The 20,790-nt window shown below is 70.2% G+C and carries 14 protein-coding genes and 1 tRNA gene; 6 read left to right on the plus strand and 9 right to left on the minus strand.

Translation table 11 applies throughout. The annotated features are described in order from the left end of the window. The first annotated feature begins 537 nt into the window (after nucleotides 1-537). From gltB to AB0F71_RS17535, 4 genes are all read left to right on the plus strand, one after another. Nucleotides 538-5,166, plus strand: coding sequence for a glutamate synthase large subunit (gene gltB, locus AB0F71_RS17520; protein WP_360234882.1), 4,629 nt, complete (start codon nucleotides 538-540; stop codon nucleotides 5,164-5,166). Then, on the plus strand, nucleotides 5,159-6,619 hold the full coding sequence (locus AB0F71_RS17525) for a glutamate synthase subunit beta (RefSeq protein ID WP_360234494.1): 1,461 nt from the start codon (nucleotides 5,159-5,161) through the stop codon (nucleotides 6,617-6,619). The genes gltB and AB0F71_RS17525 overlap by 8 nt, the downstream gene beginning before the upstream one ends. Before the next feature lie 477 nt (nucleotides 6,620-7,096). After that, nucleotides 7,097-7,963 carry a helix-turn-helix transcriptional regulator gene (locus tag AB0F71_RS17530; RefSeq protein ID WP_360234497.1) on the plus strand — a complete coding sequence of 289 codons (867 nt, stop codon included), beginning with the start codon at nucleotides 7,097-7,099 and terminating at the stop codon, nucleotides 7,961-7,963. Between the two features lie 48 nt (nucleotides 7,964-8,011). After that, nucleotides 8,012-9,469 carry an aldehyde dehydrogenase family protein gene (locus tag AB0F71_RS17535; protein ID WP_360234885.1) on the plus strand — a complete coding sequence of 486 codons (1,458 nt, stop codon included), beginning with the start codon at nucleotides 8,012-8,014 and terminating at the stop codon, nucleotides 9,467-9,469. Nucleotides 9,470-9,697: 228 nt separating this feature from the next. Here AB0F71_RS17535 and AB0F71_RS17540 read toward each other — a convergent pair whose 3' ends face one another. The 5 genes from AB0F71_RS17540 to AB0F71_RS17560 form a co-directional block, all read right to left on the minus strand. After that, entirely contained in the window at nucleotides 9,698-10,258 is a 561-nt protein-coding gene (locus AB0F71_RS17540; protein ID WP_360234500.1) for a Uma2 family endonuclease, read from the minus strand. A 74-nt stretch (nucleotides 10,259-10,332) separates the two neighbouring features. After that, nucleotides 10,333-12,168 carry a 5'-nucleotidase C-terminal domain-containing protein gene (locus tag AB0F71_RS17545; RefSeq protein WP_360234503.1) on the minus strand — a complete coding sequence of 612 codons (1,836 nt, stop codon included), beginning with the start codon at nucleotides 12,166-12,168 and terminating at the stop codon, nucleotides 10,333-10,335. A 279-nt stretch (nucleotides 12,169-12,447) separates the two neighbouring features. Next, a complete protein-coding gene (locus AB0F71_RS17550) occupies nucleotides 12,448-12,927 on the minus strand; it encodes a hypothetical protein (RefSeq protein ID WP_360234506.1) in 480 nt (159 codons plus the stop codon). After that, nucleotides 12,914-14,569, minus strand: a complete 1,656-nt coding sequence (locus AB0F71_RS17555; RefSeq protein ID WP_360234509.1) for an extracellular solute-binding protein — start codon at nucleotides 14,567-14,569, stop codon at nucleotides 12,914-12,916. The genes AB0F71_RS17550 and AB0F71_RS17555 overlap by 14 nt, the downstream gene beginning before the upstream one ends. Then, nucleotides 14,566-15,669: a hypothetical protein gene (locus tag AB0F71_RS17560; RefSeq protein WP_360234512.1), complete on the minus strand. Its 1,104-nt coding sequence runs from the start codon at nucleotides 15,667-15,669 to the stop codon at nucleotides 14,566-14,568. The genes AB0F71_RS17555 and AB0F71_RS17560 overlap by 4 nt, the downstream gene beginning before the upstream one ends. A gap of 342 nt (nucleotides 15,670-16,011) precedes the next feature. On the opposite strand from AB0F71_RS17560, the gene pyk reads away from it, so the two are divergent. After that, nucleotides 16,012-17,442, plus strand: coding sequence for a pyruvate kinase (pyk, locus tag AB0F71_RS17565; protein WP_360234515.1), 1,431 nt, complete (start codon nucleotides 16,012-16,014; stop codon nucleotides 17,440-17,442). 47 nt (nucleotides 17,443-17,489) lie between these two features. Here pyk and AB0F71_RS17570 read toward each other — a convergent pair whose 3' ends face one another. Both AB0F71_RS17570 and AB0F71_RS17575 read right to left on the minus strand, forming a co-directional pair. Further along, nucleotides 17,490-18,245: a transcriptional regulator gene (locus tag AB0F71_RS17570; protein ID WP_360234518.1), complete on the minus strand. Its 756-nt coding sequence runs from the start codon at nucleotides 18,243-18,245 to the stop codon at nucleotides 17,490-17,492. A gap of 122 nt (nucleotides 18,246-18,367) precedes the next feature. Further along, nucleotides 18,368-18,442: transfer RNA gene (locus AB0F71_RS17575), tRNA-Leu, on the minus strand. A 138-nt stretch (nucleotides 18,443-18,580) separates the two neighbouring features. Between AB0F71_RS17575 and AB0F71_RS17580 the strand changes: the two genes are divergently transcribed. Next, nucleotides 18,581-19,198, plus strand: a complete 618-nt coding sequence (locus AB0F71_RS17580; RefSeq protein ID WP_360234888.1) for a response regulator — start codon at nucleotides 18,581-18,583, stop codon at nucleotides 19,196-19,198. Between the two features lie 55 nt (nucleotides 19,199-19,253). On the opposite strand, the gene AB0F71_RS17585 is transcribed toward AB0F71_RS17580, so the two are convergent. Together AB0F71_RS17585 and AB0F71_RS17590 are read right to left on the minus strand one after the other, a co-directional pair. Then, entirely contained in the window at nucleotides 19,254-19,970 is a 717-nt protein-coding gene (locus tag AB0F71_RS17585) for an ABC transporter ATP-binding protein (protein ID WP_360234521.1), read from the minus strand. After that, nucleotides 19,967-20,785, minus strand: a complete 819-nt coding sequence (locus AB0F71_RS17590) for an ABC transporter ATP-binding protein (protein WP_360234524.1) — start codon at nucleotides 20,783-20,785, stop codon at nucleotides 19,967-19,969. The genes AB0F71_RS17585 and AB0F71_RS17590 overlap by 4 nt, the downstream gene beginning before the upstream one ends. Nucleotides 20,786-20,790 lie beyond the last annotated feature (5 nt).

Genomic DNA, 20,790 nt, shown 5'->3' on the forward strand with positions numbered 1-20,790 from the left:
GTCGCCGATGCTCCGCATGGACTCCCTCCTCCGCCTTGCGATGCACGCACCCTGACGCCGCGGTCTGGTCCGACCTGATCCACAAGACACGCCCTGGGGCCGACGCCGCGGTGCACGGCGACAGCGCTGCATGACTATGCCGGGCAACGGGTGACGTTTCACACATGGACGTCGCCCGTTGCCCGGCATCGTCTCATCATCCGGGCCTCCGAGCCGCGGATTCGCATCCGGGAGCCAGGGTCCCGGGATGGATTCCCAGGCGTTCATGATCGGCTTGTGTGGCGATCCGGTTTCGCCCCTGTTTCAGGCCGGGGACGGCCGGGCACAATCGTCGGGACGTGCACTGTGGCACGTCCTCTTCTCCGGCCCCCTGACCTGCGCGTCCGTCCGCCATGTGGACGGGATATTCCGCTTCTCGGGATCCTGGGCATCATGTAACTTGCACGACATCGATTCACCGCATCAGGGCCAACGTCGTCCCTACTTGCACCAACTTGCCGAAAGACGACGACGGGAGAGCCGATGCTGTCTGCATCCATGCACTCCGCCAACGAGCCCCAGGCCGGCGCCGACCGCCGGCCGTACGCGCTCGTGCCGGATGCGCGACCTGCTGCTCAGGGCCTGTACGACCCGCGGAACGAGCACGACGCCTGCGGCGTCGGTTTCGTCGCCACGCTGACCGGCATCGCCGACCACACCATCGTCGAGCAGGCGCTGAACGTCCTGCGCAACCTGGAGCACCGCGGCGCCACCGGCGCCGAGCCGGACTCCGGTGACGGCGCGGGCATCCTGACCCAGGTCCCGGACGCGTTCCTGCGCGGCAAGGTCGACTTCGAGCTCCCGGCCGCCGGCTCCTACGCGGTGGGCATCGCCTTCCTCCCGGACGAGGACGAGGCCGCCGGTGCCGCCGTCGCGCAGATCGAGGCCATCGCGGCCGAGGAGGACCTGACCGTCCTCGGCTGGCGCGACGTGCCGGTCACCCCCGACCTGCTCGGCGCCACCGCACGCAGCGTGATGCCGCGCTTCCGGCAGCTCTTCCTCGCGTCCGCGCCGGTCGGACAGGACCCGGCCCAGGAGGGCCGGTCGGGGATCGAGCTGGACCGGGTCGCCTTCGTGGTCCGCAAGCGGGCCGAGCGCGAGGCCGGGGTGTACTTCCCGTCGCTGTCCGCCCGCACCATCGTCTACAAGGGCATGCTGACCACCGGCCAGCTGGAGCCCTTCTTCCCCGACCTGTCGGACCGCACCTACGCGTCCGCCATCGGCCTGGTGCACTCGCGGTTCTCCACCAACACCTTCCCGAGCTGGCCGCTCGCCCACCCGTACCGCTTCGTCGCGCACAACGGCGAGATCAACACGGTGAAGGGCAACCGCAACTGGATGCGGGCCCGGGAGTCGCAGCTCGCGACCGACCTGATCCCGGCCAACAGGAACGGGCAGGGTCTGGAGCGGATCTTCCCGATCTGCACGCCCGACCACTCGGACTCCGCGTCCTTCGACGAGGTCCTGGAACTGCTGCACCTCGGCGGCCGCTCGCTGCCGCACTCGGTGCTGATGATGATCCCGGAGGCGTGGGAGAACCACGCCACCATGGAGCCGGCCCGCCGCGCCTTCTACCAGTACCACTCCAACCTGATGGAGCCCTGGGACGGCCCGGCCTGCGTCACCTTCACCGACGGCACCCAGATCGGCGCCGTGCTCGACCGCAACGGCCTGCGCCCCGCCCGCTACTGGATCACCGAGGACGGCCTGGTCGTCCTCTCCTCCGAGGTCGGCGTGCTCGACATCGACCAGGAGAAGGTCACCAGGAAGGGCCGCCTCCAGCCCGGCCGGATGTTCCTGGTGGACACCGTCGAGGGCCGGATCGTCGAGGACGAGGAGATCAAGTCCGCCCTCGCCGCCGAGCACCCCTACGAGGAGTGGGTCGGCGCCGGGCAGATCCAGCTCGCCAAGCTGCCCGAGCGCGAGCACATCGCCCACACCCACGCCTCCGTCACCCGCCGCCAGCAGACCTTCGGCTACACCGAGGAGGAGCTGCGCGTCATCCTGGCGCCGATGGCCAGGACCGGCGCCGAGGCGCTCGGCTCGATGGGCACCGACTCGCCGATCGCCGCGCTGAGCGAGAAGCCGCGGCTGCTGTTCGACTACTTCGTCCAGCTCTTCGCGCAGGTCACCAACCCGCCGCTGGACGCCATCCGCGAGGAGCTCGTCACCTCGCTGCTGTCCAACCTCGGCCCCGAGGGCAACCTGCTGGCCGCCGAGTCCGCCTCCTGCCGCTCCGTCGGCATCACCTTCCCGGTGATCGACAACGACGAACTGGCCAAGCTGGTCCACATCAACGCCGACGGCGACCAGCCCGGCCTCAAGGCCGTCACGCTGTCCGGCCTGTACAAGGTCGCCAGCGGGGGAGCGGGCCTGGCCGCCCGGCTCGCGGAGATAGCCGCCGAGGCCGACGCCGCGATCGCCGACGGCGCCCGGATCATCGTGCTCTCCGACCGGCACTCCGACGCCGAGCACGCCCCGATCCCCTCGCTGCTGCTCACCTCCGCGATCCACCACCACCTGATCCGCACCAAGCAGCGCACCCAGGTGTCGCTGCTGGTCGAGGCCGGTGACGTGCGCGAGGTGCACCACGTCGCGCTGCTGATCGGCTACGGCGCCGGGGCCGTCAACCCCTACCTGGCGATGGAGTCGGTCGAGGACCTGGTCGCGCAGGGCGTCTTCATCCAGGGCGTCGAGGCCGAGAAGGCGATCAAGAACCTGATCAAGGCGCTCGGCAAGGGCGTGCTCAAGGTGATGTCCAAGATGGGCATCTCCACCGTCGCCTCCTACCGCGGCGCCCAGGTCTTCGAGGCCATCGGCCTCTCCCAGGGCCTGGTCGACGACTACTTCGCCGGCACCACCACCAAGCTCGGCGGGATCGGGCTGGAGGAGATCGCCAAGGAGACCGCCGCCCGGCACGCCAAGGCGTACCCGGCCTCCGGCATCCCGGCCGCGCACCGCGCGCTGGACATCGGCGGCGAGTACCAGTGGCGCCGCGAGGGCGAGCCCCACCTGTTCGACCCGGACACCGTCTTCCGGCTCCAGCACTCCACCCGCAACCGCCGGTACGACATCTTCAAGCAGTACACGGACCGGGTGAACGAGCAGTCCGAGCGGCTGATGACGCTGCGCGGCCTGTTCCAGCTGGACGGCCTCGGCCGGGAGCCGATCCCGGTGGAGGAGGTCGAGCCGGTCTCCGAGATCGTCAAGCGCTTCTCCACCGGCGCGATGTCCTACGGCTCGATCTCGCTGGAGGCCCACGAGACCCTCGCCATCGCGATGAACCGCCTCGGCGGCAAGTCCAACACCGGCGAGGGCGGCGAGGACCCGGACCGCCTGTACGACCCCGAGCGCCGCTCGGCGATCAAGCAGGTCGCCTCCGGCCGCTTCGGCGTCACCTCCGAGTACCTGGTCAACGCCGACGACATCCAGATCAAGATGGCCCAGGGCGCCAAGCCCGGCGAGGGCGGCCAGCTGCCCGGCCACAAGGTCTACCCGTGGGTCGCCAGGACCCGGCACTCCACCCCGGGCGTCGGCCTGATCTCCCCGCCGCCGCACCACGACATCTACTCGATCGAGGACCTGGCCCAGCTGATCCACGACCTCAAGAACGCCAACCCGGCGGCCCGCATCCACGTGAAGCTGGTCTCCGAGGTCGGCGTCGGGACGGTCGCGGCCGGCGTCTCCAAGGCGCACGCCGACGTGGTGCTGGTCTCCGGACACGACGGCGGCACCGGCGCCTCGCCGCTCACCTCGCTCAAGCACGCCGGCGGCCCCTGGGAGCTCGGCCTCGCCGAGACCCAGCAGACCCTGCTGCTCAACGGGCTGCGCGACCGCATCGTCGTCCAGACCGACGGCCAGTTGAAGACCGGCCGCGACGTGGTCATCGCCGCGCTGCTCGGCGCCGAGGAGTTCGGCTTCGCCACCGCCCCGCTGGTCGTCTCCGGCTGCATCATGATGCGCGTCTGCCACCTGGACACCTGCCCGGTCGGCGTCGCCACCCAGAACCCGGTGCTGCGTGAGCGCTTCTCCGGCAAGCCCGAATTCGTGGTCAACTTCTTCGAGTTCATCGCCGAGGAGGTCCGGGAGATCCTGGCCTCGCTGGGCTTCCGCTCGATCGAGGAGGCCGTCGGCCGCGCCGAGCACATCAACGCCCAGGCCGCCGTCGACCACTGGAAGGCCGCCGGGCTCGACCTGGCCCCGCTGTTCCACGTGCCCGAGCTGCCCGAGGGCGCCGCCCGGCACCGCACCACCGAGCAGGACCACGCGCTCGACAAGGCCCTGGACAACCAGCTGATCACGCTGGCCGAGGACGCCCTGGAGCGCGGCGAGTCGGTGCGGATCCAGCTGCCGATCCGCAACGTCAACCGCACCGTCGGCACCATGCTCGGCCACGAGGTGACCAAGCGGTACCGCGGCGAGGGCCTGCCGGAGGGGACCATCGACGTCACCTTCACCGGCTCCGCCGGACAGTCCTTCGGCGCCTTCGTGCCGAAGGGGATCACCCTGCGGCTGGAGGGCGACGCCAACGACTACGTGGGCAAGGGCCTCTCCGGCGGCGTGCTCGTCGTCCGCCCGGCCCGCGAGGCCGCGGCCATCGGCAACGACGCCCAGAACCACGTCATCGCCGGGAACACCATCGGCTACGGCGCCACCTCCGGCCGGATCCACCTGCGCGGCAAGGCCGGTGAGCGCTTCGCCGTCCGCAACTCCGGCGCCACCCTCGTCGTCGAGGGCGTCGGCGACCACGGCCTGGAGTACATGACCGGCGGCCGGGTCGTCATCCTCGGCGAGACCGGGCGCAACCTCGCGGCGGGCATGTCCGGCGGCGTCGCGTACGTCCTGGACCTGCGCCCCGCCAACGTCAACGACGGCATGGTGGGCATCGAGGCCCCGACCGCCGCCGACCGCGACTGGCTGCGCGAGATCGTGCAGCAGCACTACGAGGAGACCGGCTCCACCGTCGCCGCCGAGCTCCTGGCCGACTGGGGCAGCGGGGTCTCCCGCTTCTCCAAGATCATGCCGACCGACTACAAGGCAGTGCTCGCCGCCAAGGACGCCGCCGAGCGCGACGGTCTCTCCGAGACCGAGACCACTCGCAAGATGATGGAGGCGGCACATGGCTGACCCCAAGGGCTTCCTGACCACGCCCAAGCAGCTGGCGGAGCGCCGCCCGGTCGACGTGCGGATCAAGGACTGGAACGAGGTCTACGTCGAGCGCAGCCTCCTGCCGATCATCACCAAGCAGGCCGGCCGCTGCATGGACTGCGGCATCCCGTTCTGCCACAACGGCTGCCCACTCGGGAACCTCATCCCCGAGTGGAACGACCTCGCCTACCGCGACGACTTCACCGGCGCCATCGAGCGCCTGCACGCCACCAACAACTTCCCGGAGTTCACCGGGCGGCTGTGCCCGGCGCCCTGCGAGTCGGCGTGCGTGCTCGGCATCAACCAGGACGCGGTGACCATCAAGAACGTCGAGGTCACCATCATCGACAAGGCCTGGGACCGCGGCGGGGTCACCCCGCAGATCCCGGAGCGGCTCTCCGGCAAGACCGTCGCCGTCGTCGGCTCCGGCCCGGCCGGCCTGGCCGCCGCCCAGCAGCTCACCCGGGCCGGGCACACCGTGGTGGTGTACGAGCGCGCCGACCGGATCGGCGGACTGCTGCGCTACGGCATCCCCGAGTTCAAGATGGAGAAGCGCCACATCAACCGCCGCATCGAGCAGATGCGGGCCGAGGGCACCCGGTTCCGCACCGGCGTGCACGTCGGCGAGGACATCACCGGCCAGCAGCTGCGCGAGCGCTTCGACGCCGTGGTGATCGCCGCCGGCGCCACCACCGCCCGCGACCTGCCGGTGCCCGGACGCGAGCTCAAGGGCGTCCACCAGGCGATGGAGTACCTGCCGCTGGCCAACAAGGTCCAGGAGGGCGACCTCGTCGACTCCCCGATCAGCGCCAAGGGCAAGCACGTGGTCGTCATCGGCGGCGGCGACACCGGCGCCGACTGCGTCGGCACCGCCCACCGCCAGGGCGCCCTCTCCGTCACCCAGCTGGAGATCATGCCGCGCCCCGGCGAGGAGCGGCCCGGCCACCAGCCCTGGCCCACCATGCCGATGACCTACAAGGTCACCTCCGCGCACGAGGAGGGCGGCGAGCGGATCTACTCCGTCAACACCACCCACTTCACCGGCGACGAGGACGGCAACGTCCAGGAACTGCACCTGGTCGAGGTCGAGTTCAAGGACGGCCGGTTCGAGCCCGTCCCCGGCACCGAGCGGGCCCTCCCGGCCCAGCTGGTCACCCTGGCCATGGGCTTCACCGGGACGGACGTGAAGAACGGCCTGGTCGAGCAGCTCGGCCTCGACCTCGACACACGCGGTAACATTGCCCGCGACGGCCGGTTCGCCACCAATGTCGATGGCGTGTACGTCTGCGGAGACGCCGGCCGTGGCCAGTCACTGATCGTCTGGGCCATCGCGGAAGGCCGTTCGGCCGCCGCCGCGGTGGACAAGCACCTGGGCGGCAAGACCCCGCTTCCCGCCCCGATCCGGCCCACCGACCGCCCCCTGGTGGTCTGAGGGCCGACGGTCCGACCGGCCCACCCCGAACCCCCGGCGCCGCATCGCCGGGAGCTCAACCCGCTGCCCCCGCCAGCGTCGCCGGGCCAACGCGGTCTCCTGGCGCCTGCCCTCTTCCCCGACCAGTTGGAGGGCGGGCGCCGTCGCGTTCCCTCTTGGGCTTCCTCTCGGGTTTCCTTTCGCGTTCCCGAACGCGTTCCCCTTCGCGTTCCCGGGGCTTCCCGCCGCGTTCCCTTCCGCGTTCCCAGCCGCCTCTCACCCGCGCCCCGCCAGGGCTCTCACCCGCCCCTTACCAGGGGCTCCCACCTGCGCTCCCACCTGCGCGTCCGTCCGTGCACCGAGGGTCGCCTCACAGCTTTCTCCCAGGCTTCGCACCGCGACCGGAATGCGACCCGGCACGGGCTGTTGCTCGTCAGTGCCAGGTGGCAGACTGCCGCCGACGGCCGGGGGGCTGCACGAGTGCGGAGGTTGACTTCGATGGGCACGACTCAGGCAGGCGGAGGCGCCACCGTACGGCGCCTGCTGCTCGGCAGCCAGCTGCGCAAGCTCCGCGAGGCCAGAGGCGTCAGCCGCGAGGAGGCCGGGTACTCGATCCGCGCCTCCGAGTCCAAGATCAGCCGGATGGAACTCGGCCGGGTCGGCTTCAAGGAACGCGACGTCGCCGACCTCCTCACCCTCTACGGCGTCGACGCCGAACAGGAACGGGCCAACGTCCTCGGCCTCGTCCGGGAGGCCAACGCCACCTCCTGGTGGCACGACTACGGCGACGTGCTGCCCGCCTGGTTCCAGAACTACCTCGGCCTGGAAGAGGCCGCCGCCGAGATCCGCAGCTACGAGGTCCAGTTCGTGCACGGGCTGCTGCAGACCGCCGACTACGCCCGCGCCGTCATCCACGCCGGCTGCCACGGCCTCCGCGACGACGAGGTCGAACGCCGGGTCGAGGTGCGGCGCAAGCGCCAGGACCTGCTCACCGCCGACCACCCGCCGTACCTGCACGCCGTCCTCGACGAGGCCGCGCTGCGCCGCCCCTGGGGCGGGCCCGAGCTGATGCGCGGCCAGCTCGACACCCTCCTCCAGCTCTCCGAACTGCCCAACGTGCGCCTCCAGGTGCGCCCGCTCGGCGGCGCCGCGCTGAGCGCCGAGAGCGGTGCGTTCAGCGTGCTGGGCTTCGCCGAGGCCGAACTCGCCGACGTCGTCTACCTGGAGCAGTTCACCACCGCCCTCTACGTGGACAAGCCCGCCGAGGTCGCCTCGTACCGGCAGGCGATGGACGGGCTGCTCGCCGAGAGCCTCGGACCCGAACGGACCCGCGATCTTCTGCTCTCCGTACGCCAAGAGCTCTGACACATCAGTACGATGAGCTCCCATCAGGTCGGGCACGAGAGGGAACAGATGTCGTACTTCTCCGAGTTGGCGCTGCAGTACATCGACGGCGAATGGTGCAGCGGCAGCGGCTCCTGGGACATCGTCGACGTCGACCCCTACACCGGGGACAAGCTGGCCACCATCACCGTGGCCACCGTCGCCGAGGTCGACCGGGCCTACCGCGCCGCCGAGCGCGCCCAGCGCTCCTGGGCCGCCACCAACCCCTACCAGCGCCGCCTGGTCTTCGAGCGGGCGCTGCGGCTGCTGGAGGAGCGCGAGGGCGAGATCGTCCGGGCCGTGATGGCCGAACTCGGCGGCACCGCGCTCAAGGCGGGCTTCGAACTCTCCCTGGTCAAGGACGTGCTGCGGGAGTGCCTGCACCTGTCGGTGGCCACCGAGGGCCGGCTGCTGCCCTCCCCCGCCCCCGGCAAGGAGAACCGGCTCTACCGGCTGCCGGTCGGCGTGGTCGGCGTGATCAGCCCGTTCAACTTCCCGCTGTTCCTCGCCCTCAAGGCGATCGGCCCGGCGCTCGCGCTCGGCAACGGCGTGGTGCTCAAGCCGCACCAGGAGACCCCGATCGTCGGCGGCAGCCTGATCGCCAAGCTCTTCGAGGACGCGGGCCTGCCGCCCGGCCTGCTGAACGTCGTCATCACCGACATCGCGGAGATCGGCGACAGCTTCCTGGAGCACCCGGTGCCCAAGGTGATCTCCTTCACCGGCTCCGACCAGATCGGCCGGCACGTCGCCACCGTCGCCGCCGCCCACTTCAAGCGGTCGGTGCTGGAACTCGGCGGCAACAGCGCGCTGATCGTCCTGGACGACGCCGACGTCGACTACGCCGTGGACGCGGCCGTGTTCAGCCGCTTCGTCCACCAGGGCCAGGTCTGCATGGCCGCCAACCGGGTGCTGGTGGACCGGCGGGTGCTCGCCGAGTTCACCGAGAAGTTCGTCGCCAAGGTCGCCTCGCTGACCGTCGGCGACCCCCGGGACCCGGCCACCCACATCGGCCCGCTGATCAACTCCGTCCAGGCCGACGCCATCAACGCCCAGGTCGACCAGGCCGTCGCCGGCGGCGCCACCGCCCTGCTCCGCGGGGCCACGGCCGGCAGCCTGATGGCACCCACCGTGCTCACCGACCTGGCCGAGGACGCGCCCATCCTGCAGCGCGAACTCTTCGGCCCGGTCGTCCTGCTGGTGCCCTTCGACGGCGAGGAGGAGGCCGTCCGGCTGGCCAACCACACGCCCTTCGGGCTCAGCGGCGCGGTGCACACCGCGGACGTCGAGCGCGGTGTGCGGGTCGCCCAGCGGATCGAGACCGGCATGATCCACGTCAACGGCGGGACCATCGCGGACGAGCCCGGGGTGCCGTTCGGCGGGGAGAAGAACTCCGGCGTCGGGCGCCTCAACGGGGAGTACACGGTGGACGCCTTCACCACGGTGAAGTGGATCTCGGTGCAGCACGGCCGGGCGCCGTTCCCGTTCTAGGGCGTGTCTTGTGGATCAGGTCGGACCAGACCGCGGCGTCAGGGTGCGTGCATCGCAAGGCGGAGGATGGGGGCACCTCCCGGCCGAAGGCTGGGGGAGAGTCCATGCGGTGGGGGCACCTCCCGGCCGAAGGCTGGGGGCCATCGGCGACCGACGACAACGCGGCGAGGTGCGTGCCCTGGCGTCGCGGGCCTGGCCTGATCCACAAGACACGCCCTGGACGGCGGCTCAGGCGGGGTAGCGGACCAGGCCGTCGGTGGCGAGCGTGAAGTCGAAGGGCGCCGGGATCGGCACGCGGTCCCCGAACTTGCCGTGCCAGCACTGGTGGTAGCCGCCGTCGGAGGGGTCCGAGTAGAGGGTGATGTCGCCCTCGCGCGGGTCGATCAGGAGGTAGAGCGGGATGCCCATCAGCGGATAGTCGCGGACCTTGCCGACCAGGTCGTTCTCAGGGTTCGACGGGGAGACGATCTCGACCGCGATGGCGGCCTGCTCGGCGGGGGTCGGGTTGCCGGCCGACTCCAGAGGGATGTAGGTGAGGTCGGGGTTGCGCAGCTTTCCCACGTTGGGGGAGGCGAGGTCCGTGTTCTCGCTCGGCATCATGTCGGCCGGCTCGTGTGCCTCGAACTGCCTGCGGACCAGCAGGAGGTTGCGCTGGTGGATCGCGGACGGGCCGGCCATCATGATGATCTCGTCGCCGGAGATCTCGATCTTCCATCCGGCCGGGGGCGTCAGGCTCTGCGCGTACTCGAGCAGCCGGGCGTGGCGGTCGGGAATCTGGAACTCGCTCATGGCTCCATTCTTCCAGCGGGAACGGCATGAAGGCCGTCTGCGCGGGGGCAGACGGCCTTCACGGAAAGGTGCGACTAGAACACCGGCTGGCCGGCGCGGACGAGGCGCCAGGAGTTGGTGAAGAAGTCGGCGGGGTCGATGACGCCCTTGGCCTTGACCCAGGCGATCATGGTGTTGCGGATCTCGTCGGAGTTCGTCCAGACCACCTTGGCGGTGGCGACGTGCGGGAAGTTGCCGCCGCCGTTGGCGCGGTAGTTGTTGACCGCGAACACGAACTGGGCGTTCGGGTCGATCGGCTTGCCCTGGAAGCTGAGGTTGACGATCCGCTGGCCCTTGGGCTGGGCGATGTCGATGTCGTAGCTCAGGCCGTAGACCGAGTCGTAGTTGTAGTCCGGGGTGGTCTCGGCGCCGGTCATGGCGTCCTTGTCGACCGGGGCGCCCGGGGCGAGCTGGTAGTAGTACTTCGCCGAGAACTCCAGGTAGTCCTTGAGCTGGGCGCCCGTCAGGATGCGGGCCTCCAGGGTGTTCTCGTAGATGTACAGGCCGGCCGCGTCGCGCAGCTTGACCTGGCCGGAGGGGATCAGCGCGGTGCGGTTGAACGGGGCGGCCTGGGCCAGGACCGGGAGGTTGGCGTACTGCCCGCCCGCCAGCGCGGTCTTGACGGCGTCGGCCTGGACCTTGCCGATCAGGTCGATGATCGGGGTGGCCTTGAACCGGGCCTCGGCGATCGACAGCTCGATCTTGCTGGTGCCGATGTTCTGGTTGACGTACGCGACGACCTTCTTGTGCTGGCCGACGATGGCGTTGCTGATCTCCGGGTTCTCCGGCACGGTGTTGGAGTTCAGCACCCGGGAGGAGACCGAGGCGACCTTCCAGTGGCCGTCGACGAACTCGACCTCGAAGTCGAAGCAGCTCAGGCGCTGGCCCCAGCACAGCGGCTCGGAGAGCACGACCGTCCGGCCGGTCTTCTTGTTGACGATGAGGCGCTGCGCGACCTCCTTGTGGGTGTGGCCCACCAGCACCGCGTCGATGTCCGGGACGGTCTCGGCCATCTCGCCGGAGGCGTCCTCGGGCCAGGGCAGCTGGTCGCCGTAGGTGGTCGGCTCGTCGATGCCGGAGTGGGCGGAGACCACGATGACGTCCGCGCCCGCGGCCTTCATCCGGGGCACGTACTTGGCGGCGGTCTCGACGATGCCCGGGAAGACCATCTGCCCGGCCACGTTGGCCTTGTCCCAGATCGCGATGCCGGGGTTGGTGAGGCCGAGGATGCCGACCTTGATCGGGGTGTCCTCGTCCAGCCACACCTCCTTGATCACGTACGGCTTGAAGGCCGGCTTCTCGTTCTTCGCGTGCAGGGCGTTGGCGCCCAGCAGCGGGAACTCCAGCTGGTCCTCGAAGGCCTTCACGGTGGGGATGCCGTAGTTGAACTCGTGGTTGCCGAGCGCGGCGGCGTCGTAGCCCATGAGGTTCATGGCGACGGCCATCGGGTGGTCCGGCACGTTGTCGCCGTCGGTGGCGATCGGCTCGACCCGGGCGTAGTAGTAGCTCAGCTGGGTGCCCTGGATGATGTCACCGGAGTCGATGAGCAGACAGCGGTCCCAGCCCTTCTCCTCGCGGACCTGGTTGGCCAGGGTGGAGATCTTGGCGAGGCCGACCGCGTTGTGGGCCTTGTCGACGTACTCGGCGTCGGTGAAGTAGTCCCAGTTGAGGACCCGGCCGTGCAGGTCGGTGGTGCCCATGACGGTGAAGGCCTGGCGGCGGGGCGGCTTCTTCTTGCCCTTGGCGGCCGCCGTGCCCGGCTCGGCGGCCACGGCGGCGGGGGCGGCGGCGACGAGGGCTCCGCCGGTCAGGGCGGCGCCGGCGGCGGTGGCGGCGGACCGGGTGACGAAGTCACGGCGGTTCAGCGACATGGACGACTCTCCCGAGTGGGAACGACGGCGGATGGGCCGTCAACTTGTGTGCGAATGGCGTGCGTGGCGCGTCCGCGAGAGCGGTGACGCGCGTAGAAGGACGCGCGTAGAAGTCTGCCGTGCGAGCCGGGCCGCTGGATAGCCCTCCGACGTTTCCAACAGGTGAGATCTTGGCGACTCGTTCGTGACCGGGGTGGGCGGAGAAAGGGGTGGTATGGGGCGGGAGGGTCGATTTCCGGCCACCCCGCCCCTGCCTTCCGGCCGGTCGGTCGACTTCGGTCAGTCGAGTTCGGCCGACAGCTGCTTCACCTCGCGGCCCAGCTCCGCCGCCGGGTCCGGCGCGTCCGGCTCCGCCCACGGCAGCCAGGCGCGAGCCCGTAGGTAGCCGTCCACCGCGACCGGCAGGCGGTGGCGGACGATCGGATCGGCCACCGGGCCGGGACCGGCCTCGCGCAACGCCACCAGCAGGGCGTCCACCCCGGCGGAAGCGGGCAGCGGGACGGTCTCCAGATAGGCGGCCAGCCCGTCCAGTTCGGGGTGCGCCGGAGGCGGTGGGGGCGGTGGCGGCGGTGGCGGCGGGCCCGGCGTCAGCAGGGCGCCGACGCCGTACAGGCCCGCCACCACCCCCGGCCACCAGGACCCGCCCAGGCCCGCGAAGTGCAGCCCCAGCCCGATGGCGCCGCCCCCGCAGCCGACCAGGTTCCTGGTCGACTCCAGGTAGCGCAGCAGCCACCGGCCGTACCCGTCACTGGTAGCCACGGATCTCCTCGAACACCCCGTCCAGCGAACCCCCGCCGTCGAACAGCTTGCCCCCGCTCACATCCGCGATCCCCTGCAGCTGACCCACCGCCGCCTCGCCGAACTTGATCGGGAACACCGGGATCGACTTCTCGCCCGACGGCAGCCCGTCGTGGAAGCGCTTGAAGTCCCCGTCCGTCGCCCCCTCGTTGCTCTCCCCGTCCGTCATCAGCACGATCGACGTGAACCGGTCGTCCCCCGCCGCCTTCTGCTGCGCCTCGATCACCCGGTAGGCCTGCTCCAGCGAGTCGTACAGCGCCGTACCGCCCTCGGCCCGCAGCGACTGGACGTCGGCGTTGATCGCCGCCAGTTCGGACTCCGGACCGGGCTGGCTGCCCGAGGCCGGGACGACGTGGGTCCTCGACCACTTCACCGCCGACGCGAAGGAGATCAGCGTCACCTCCTCGCGGTCCCGGAAGCGGCGCAGCCCCCGGGTGTCGTCCGTACCCGTCAGCCGGCCCAGCGCCGCCTTGAGCGAGGCCAGCCGCTGGCCGTCCATCGAACCCGAGGTGTCCAGCACGTACACCGTCCGGGACGGGCGGCGCAGCTCGTTCTGGTACGAGGCCAGCAGGCCGTCCGCCACCTCCCGGGTGCCCGGGAACGGCAGCTCACGGCGGCGGTCGGTGGGCAGCCCCGCCGCCGGGGCCACCCCCGCCGACACCGGGCGGCGCAGCGTCAGCTCCGAGATGCGCTTCTGCACGTCCTCCTTCAACAGGTAGCCGACCAGCCGCTGGAAGGACTCCCGCTCGCCCTGCCCCGCCGAGGACAGCAGCGACAGCGGGTAGTCCGCCGACACCACGCCGTCCACCGGGCGCACCACCGTCAGCTGCTGGTCCGCGGGCAGGGTCCGGTTCAGCGACAGCAGCACCGACTCGTAGTTCACCAGGGCGCCGACCCGGCCCGGCTCGGCCTTGGCGTACGCCTGCGCCAGCCAGCCCGAGGAACCCGAGGTCAGCTTCTGGCCGGTGAAGAACTGCTTCAACTGCGGCGTCGCCTTCTGCACGTCCGCCGCGGTCAGCGCCGCGCCCGCGCCCGAGAACGCCGAGGCCACCGCGACCAGGGCGGAGAAGCCGGAGTTGGAGCGCGACGGGTCGGACATCCCGTACGACAGCTTCCCGGCCGCGGCCGCGTCGCCGATCTGCGCCCAGGTGACCTTCGAACCGTCCCCCCAGCCGAGGTCGGCCAGCACCGAGGACCGCACCCCCACGGCCACCGGGGAGACCATCACCGGAGTCTCCGACAGCACCTTGGACCTGCCGGTCGGATCCAGCCGCAGATACTGGTTCGACGGGAACCAGACCGCGTCGTACTTGCCGTCCGCCCGGCCGGCCGAGATGGCGTCCGCACCGTCCAGCGTGCCGCCGAACGCCAGTTGGACCGTCACCCCGGTTGCCTTCCGGGCGTCGTCCAGGACCGGTTGCAGGTCCTGGAGTTCACTGCCGGCCAGGACGCGCAGCACCCCGGGGCGCGCCGTCTCGGCCAGCGAGCCGCTCGGGTTCGGCACCGGCGCCGGGGCGGGGGAGGAGGTGCAGGCGGTCACCGCGGCGAGCACCGCCGCCAGGACGGCGGCCAGCCGGGCCGGCCGCTTCGTCAGGAGGTTCACTTCGGGCTCCCCTTCGCCGCCTTGGTCAGCTTGGTCAGGTTGTCCAGCGACGGGACGGTCGCCTGCTTCACCCTCGCCGCGTTCAGGTCCTGGGCGAAGACCGGCTGCTTGACGTCCCTCACCCGGTCGGCGAACGCGCCGCCGGCCGCCTGCGGACGGAAGCCGAACCGGACCTCCAGGGCGCGCAGCGCCTCGTCGTTCTGCAGCAGTCCGGCGAGCTTCCGGCCGTTCTCGGTGCGGGCGATGATCGTGTGGTCGGAGTAGGCCGTGGTGTCCGGGTACATCACCACCATGTCCCCCGTCGGCTGGCCCTGGACGGCCATCGCGGCGACCTGCGACTCGTAGCCGAAGATCAGCGGGTTGCCGACCCCGGCCAGGAAGTCCCGGAACGGCTCGTCACTGCTGCTCTTCTGGCCGCCCTGCAGCGCGGTCGCCTGGTACAGGACCGGCCGGACGGCCTCGACCCCGGCGTCGTCGGAGACCACCAGGTTGTTGTTCAGGACGTACGACAGCAGCGCGATGTACAGCGCCCCCGAGGAGGAACTCTCCGGGTCGGTGGTGGTGACGAAGATCGGGCCCGACAACTCCCCGTGACTCCCCGTGCCCGGCAGGTCCTGCCACTTGCGCCCGGCCTTGAGGGCACGGACGTACTCGTCCATCCGGAACGTCCACACACCGGTCGAATCGTCCCGCGCGGCCAGGTTGCTGTCCTTGAGGATCTGCGCGACCGGCGCGTGCGCCACCACCACCAGTGGCGAGTAGAACGGCACCAGCGGGGAGTCCTGCAACCCCCAGTCGCGCTGGATCTCGTGAGCCGGCGCCGTGCTCGCCGGAAACGCGAAGTCCAGCCCGGAACTGCTCCTCGCCTGCTCGCCCATCGTCCAGGAACCGGTCGAGTCGGCGCGCACCTCCACCCCCTGCTTCGCCAACTCGGCCTTCACCTCGGCGTTCTCGAAGAAGCTCCGCTTCTCCGAACCGATCAGCCCGGTGACCGTGACCGTCTTCGCCGGGCCCGTCCCGGCGTCCCCCGGGACCAGCGCGTACGTCACCCCGCCCAGCAGGGCCAGGGCTGCGAGCACCCCCAGAGCGCGTCGTCTCATCGCGAGCGCCTCCCCCTCGTTGCTCCGCCACCCGGATGCCGTCACCCGGGGGTGACGAGCGTCCCGCCGGGCGGGGAGCACGGGCGGAAGGTGCGGTGAACCAGGGGTGAACACCGTTTCACGGAATCGCATCGGAAGGGGGGCTCCGGCAGGGCGCCCGTACAACCCTCGACGAACCCCGCGCCGGACCCCTCGACGAACCTCTCGCTGGACCCCTCGCCGGACCCCTCGCACACCGGTTTGAGGAAGTGTCAGATTGTTCAACTCGCCTTACGACAAAGGTCATCCCGCAGTCCGGAACCACGTCGAGGTTACGCGCCGGTAATGCCTACCCTCAGCAGTATGCGCCGAGCAAAAATCGTCTGCACCCTCGGGCCGGCCACCGACTCGTACGACCAGATCAAGACCCTGGTCGACGCCGGAATGGACATCGCCCGCTTCAACCTCAGCCACGGCACCCACGCCGAACACGAAGAACGCTACCGTCGCGTCCGCAAGGCCGCCGACGAGACCGGCCGGAGCGTCGGCGTCCTCGCCGACCTCCAAGGCCCGAAGATCCGACTCGACACCTTCGCCCACGGGCCCGTACTCCTCGAACGCGGCGACGAGTTCACCATCTCCACCGACAACGGCGTCGTGGGGGACAAGGACATCTGCGGCACCACCTACGCCGGCCTCGCCGGCGACGTCAGCCGCGGCGAACGCATCCTCGTCGACGACGGCCGCGTCACCCTGGAAGTCGTCGCCGTCGACGGACCACGGGTGCGATGCCTCGTCATCGAAGGCGGACTCGTCTCCGACCACAAGGGCCTCAACCTCCCCGGCGTCGCCGTCTCCGTCCCCGCACTCAGCGACAAGGACGTCGCCGACCTGCGGTGGGCGCTGCGCACCGGCGCCGACCTGATCGCGCTCTCCTTCGTCCGCACCGGGCGCGACATCGAGGACGTGCACCGGGTGATGGCGGAGGAGGGGCGGTACGTCCCGGTCATCGCCAAGATCGAGAAGCCGCAGGCGGTCGAGAACCTCGACTCCATCGTGGACGCCTTCGACGGCATCATGGTGGCCCGCGGGGACCTGGGCGTGGAGATGCCCCTCGAACAGGTCCCGCTGGTCCAGAAGCGCGCCATCAAGCTGGCCAGGCGCAACGCCAAGCCCGTCATCGTGGCGACCCAGATGCTCGACTCCATGATCAACGCCTCCCGGCCAACCCGCGCCGAGGCCTCCGACGTCGCCAACGCCGTCCTCGACGGGACGGACGCGGTGATGCTCAGCGGCGAGACCTCGGTCGGCAAGTTCCCGATCGAGACGGTCAAGACCATGGGCCGGATCATCGAAGCCGCCGAGAACGACATCCTGGCCGCCGGGCTGCCCCCGCTGACCACCGGCAGCAAGCCGCGGACCCAGGGCGGCGCCGTCGCCCGCGCGGCCGCCGAGATCGGCGACTTCCTGCACGCCAAGTACCTGGTCGCCTTCACCCAGTCCGGCGACACCGCCCGGCGGCTCACCCGCTACCGCTCGCCCATCCCGGTGCTCGCCTTCACCTACGAACCGGCCGTGCGCAGCCAACTCGCCCTCACCTGGGGCGTGGAGACCTTCCTCGGCCCCTTCGCCCCGACCACCGACCAGATGGTCGAACAGGTCGACGCGGCCCTGCTCTCCCTCGGCCGCTGCCAGAAGGGCGACATCGTCGTCATCACCGCCGGCTCCCCGCCCGGCCTGGCCGGCTCCACCAACCTCGTCCGCGTCCACCACGTGGGGACCCTGGACGACTGAGGCTTCGTACGCGGCGCGGCCCTTCCGGCGGAAGGGCCGCGCCGCTGTCAGTACTTGGGGCCGATGTGGGCGTCCATCAGGGCGACGGAGACGTTGGTGGCGCCGGTAGCGCGCGGCGCGGCCTTCCAGGCGACGCCGACGGCGTCGAGGGTGGCGGTGAAGAGGCCGATGATGTCGGTCGAGGTGTTGGTGAAGAAGAACCGCGGGTACTCGTAGCGCTTTGTGACGCCATTGACGGTGCGGGTCGCCCAGTTGGTGATGCGGCAGCCGTCGGAGTGGATCAGCCCGCGCAGGAACTCCCACGGGTGGGCGTCCACGATCTCCTGCTGCCAAGGCGCCAGGGAGATCGACCGCAGGTGCTTCGGGCCGGGGCCGTGCTGCGGGAACAGGCAGGGCCAGTGCTTGCTGGTGCTCACGACGCTGGTGCAGCCGGGCGCGCGGACGCGGTTGACCTTGTTGTGCGGCATGACGGCGGAGACGGCCCGCTCGCACTCGTCGATGAGGCCGGGCCAGGCATCGCAGCAGGCGATGCGGAGGGCGTGGACCTTGCGGCGGCCCTCGCTGATACAGCCGTCGCCGAGGTAGAGGCCGAGCAGGTAGGCGTACTCCGCGCGTGGGCGGGATGGGTCGAGCCGGCCGTCGCGGACCGGGCACTCGGCGGTCATGCGAGGGCTGGGGACGGCACCGGAGGCCCACTCGCGGATCGCGAACCGGGATATACCGGTCGCGCGGCTTACTTGGCTGAAGGTCAGCCCGGAGGCGTGGAGGTCGAGCGCTCGCTGCCGGGTGGCCATGTCGTACATGTGACCGAGATTGCATAGGCGGTTGACATGACGGCAGGCAAAACATGAGGGCTTCACTCGGACGAGTGAAGCCCTCATGCAGCCTGGGCTAGGCCCAGGCTTCCTTTGATTTGAAGGTAAAGTGCCCCGAGTGGGATTCGAACCCACACTGTATGGTGTTTGAGACCACTGCCTGCTGCCGATTGGGCTATCGGGGCCTACGATTCGAAGGCGGCTGCCCGAATCGATTAACTCAAACATACCGTGTCTAGGTACCCTCGTGCATGCAGTACCCCGCCGGAACTAGGAGCCCAGTGAGCACCGCCGACGAGCAGGCACAGCCGCTTGAGACCGATATGCCCCAGATCACCCGGATCGTGATCGCCGAGGACGAGGCGCTGATCCGTCTCGACCTGAAGGAGATGCTGGAGGAGGAGGGGTACACCGTCGTCGGTGAGGCCGGCGACGGGGAGACGGCGGTGCGGCTGGTGGAGGAGTTGAAGCCGGATCTGGCGATCTTCGACGTGAAGATGCCGATCCTGGACGGGCTCTCCGCCGCTGAGCAGATCCACGAGAAGCACCTGGCTCCCGTCCTGATGCTGACCGCCTTCTCGCAGCGGGAGCTGGTGGACCGGGCGCGGGACGCGGGCGCGATGGCGTACATCGTGAAGCCGTTCTCGAAGGCGGACCTAGTCCCGGCGATCGAGATGGCGGTGTCGCGGTACACCGAGATGCGGGAGCTGGAGAAGGAGATCGGGGATCTCACCCAGCGGCTGGAGACCCGGAAGCTGGTGGACCGCGCCAAGGGTGTGCTGCAGACGAAGTTCGGGCTGAACGAGCCGGCTGCCTTCCGATGGATCCAGAAGACCTCGATGGACCGGCGGATGACGATGGCGGCGGTGGCCGAGGCGGTCATCGAGGAGGGCGAGGCCCAGGACCGCAAGAAGGCGGAAGAGGGCGACAAGGGCGAGTAGCGCGCAGGCGAAGGGCCCGGCGGATCGTCCGCCGGGCCCTTTCGCGTGTGCGGGCTCAGTCCTCGCCGAGGTAGGCCTTGCGGACGGACTCGTCGTGGAGGAGGTCGGCGCCCGTCCCGGAGAGGACGATGCGGCCGGTTTCCATGACGTAGCCGCGGTCGGAGAGCGACAGGGCGGCCTGGGCGTTCTGTTCGACCAGGAGGATGGTCGTACCGGACGCCTTGAGTTCGACGATGGTGGACATGATCTTCTGCATCATCAGCGGGGAGAGGCCCATCGAGGGCTCGTCCAGCATCAGCAGTTTGGGCTGGGACATCAGGGCCCGGCCCATGGCGAGCATCTGCTGCTCGCCGCCGGACAGCGTGCCGGCGGCCTGCTTGCGGCGTTCGCCGAGGATGGGGAAGAGGGTGTAGGCGCGTTCCACGTCGGACTGGATGCCCGCCGTGTCGGTGCGCAGGAAGGCGCCGAGGAGGAGGTTCTCCTCGATGGTCATGCGGGGGAAGATGTGCCGGCCTTCGGGGGAGTGGGCGAGGCCGAGGGCGACGATCTTGTGCGCGGGGACGGTGCTCAGGTCCTGGCCGTCGAAGGTGATCCGGCCGGCGGTGGGCTTGAGGAGGCCGGAGAGGGTGCGCAGGGTGGTGGTCTTGCCGGCGCCGTTGGTGCCGATGAGGGTGGTGACCTCGCCCTGGTCGACGGTGAAGCTGATGCCCTTGACGGCTTCGATCTTGCCGTAGGCGACGCGGAGGTCCTCGACCTCGAGGAGCGCGGTCACTTGGGGTCCTCCGGTGTTGCGGGGGTTTCGAGCGGGGCGCCGAGGTAGGCGGTGATGACCCGTTCGTCGTTCTGGACGGTCTCGCGGTCGCCTTCGACGATCTTCTGGCCCTGGACGAGGACGGCGGTGCGGTCGCAGAGGTTGAAGATGAACCGCATGTCGTGCTCGATGACGAGGATGGAGATGCCGCGGTCGCGGATGGCGAAGACGAGTTCCTCGGCGGCGCGGGTCTCCTGGGGGTTCATGCCCGCGGTGGGTTCGTCGAGGAGCAGCAGGCCGGGGTCGGAGGCGAGGGCGCGGGCGATCTCCAGCTTGCGCTGTTCGCCGTAGGGGAGGTTGCGGGCGAGGTGGTCGGCCTTTTCGGCGAGGCCGGTGAAGGCGAGGAGTTCCATGGCCTTCTCGCGGCTCTCGGCTTCGGCGCGGTGGTAGCGGGGGCCGCGGAGGATGGCGGCGAAGATGCCTTCCTTGGTGCGGCTGTGGCGGCCGACGAGGACGTTTTCCAGGACGGTCATGTTGGCGAAGAGCCGGATGTTCTGGAAGGTGCGGGCGATGCCGGCCTGGGTGACGAGGTGGGGTTTGGGGGGCAGTTGGGTGCCGCGGTAGCGGACGGTGCCCTCGGTGGGGACGTAGAGGCCGGTGAGGCAGTTGAAGAAGGTGGTCTTGCCGGCGCCGTTGGGGCCGATGAGGCCGATGATCTCGCCTTCGCCGACGGTGAGGGAGACGTCGTTGACGGCGGTGAGGCCGCCGAAGCGCATGGTGACGCCGGTGACGTCGAGCAGGGTGGTTGCGGTGGATGGCGTTGCGGTGGTGGTCATCTGGC

It is taken from the genome of Kitasatospora sp. NPDC028055 (genome assembly GCF_040637885.1).
GTDB lineage: Bacteria > Actinomycetota > Actinomycetes > Streptomycetales > Streptomycetaceae > Kitasatospora.

Bases quoted from the DNA above. Each gene is read 5' to 3' on its own strand.
- AB0F71_RS17525 (WP_360234494.1), top strand. From the start codon at position 5,159: ATGGCTGACCCCAAGGGCTTCCTGACCACGCCCAAGCAGCTGGCGGAG.
- AB0F71_RS17580 (WP_360234888.1), top strand. From the start codon at position 18,581: ATGCCCCAGATCACCCGGATCGTGATCGCCGAGGACGAGGCGCTGATC.
- AB0F71_RS17545 (WP_360234503.1), bottom strand. From the start codon at position 12,168: ATGTCGCTGAACCGCCGTGACTTCGTCACCCGGTCCGCCGCCACCGCC.
- AB0F71_RS17535 (WP_360234885.1), top strand. From the start codon at position 8,012: ATGTCGTACTTCTCCGAGTTGGCGCTGCAGTACATCGACGGCGAATGG.
- AB0F71_RS17570 (WP_360234518.1), bottom strand. From the start codon at position 18,245: ATGTACGACATGGCCACCCGGCAGCGAGCGCTCGACCTCCACGCCTCC.
- AB0F71_RS17530 (WP_360234497.1), top strand. From the start codon at position 7,097: ATGGGCACGACTCAGGCAGGCGGAGGCGCCACCGTACGGCGCCTGCTG.
- AB0F71_RS17590 (WP_360234524.1), bottom strand. From the start codon at position 20,785: ATGACCACCACCGCAACGCCATCCACCGCAACCACCCTGCTCGACGTC.
- pyk (WP_360234515.1), top strand. From the start codon at position 16,012: ATGCGCCGAGCAAAAATCGTCTGCACCCTCGGGCCGGCCACCGACTCG.
- AB0F71_RS17560 (WP_360234512.1), bottom strand. From the start codon at position 15,669: ATGAGACGACGCGCTCTGGGGGTGCTCGCAGCCCTGGCCCTGCTGGGC.
- gltB (WP_360234882.1), top strand. From the start codon at position 538: ATGCACTCCGCCAACGAGCCCCAGGCCGGCGCCGACCGCCGGCCGTAC.
- AB0F71_RS17540 (WP_360234500.1), bottom strand. From the start codon at position 10,258: ATGAGCGAGTTCCAGATTCCCGACCGCCACGCCCGGCTGCTCGAGTAC.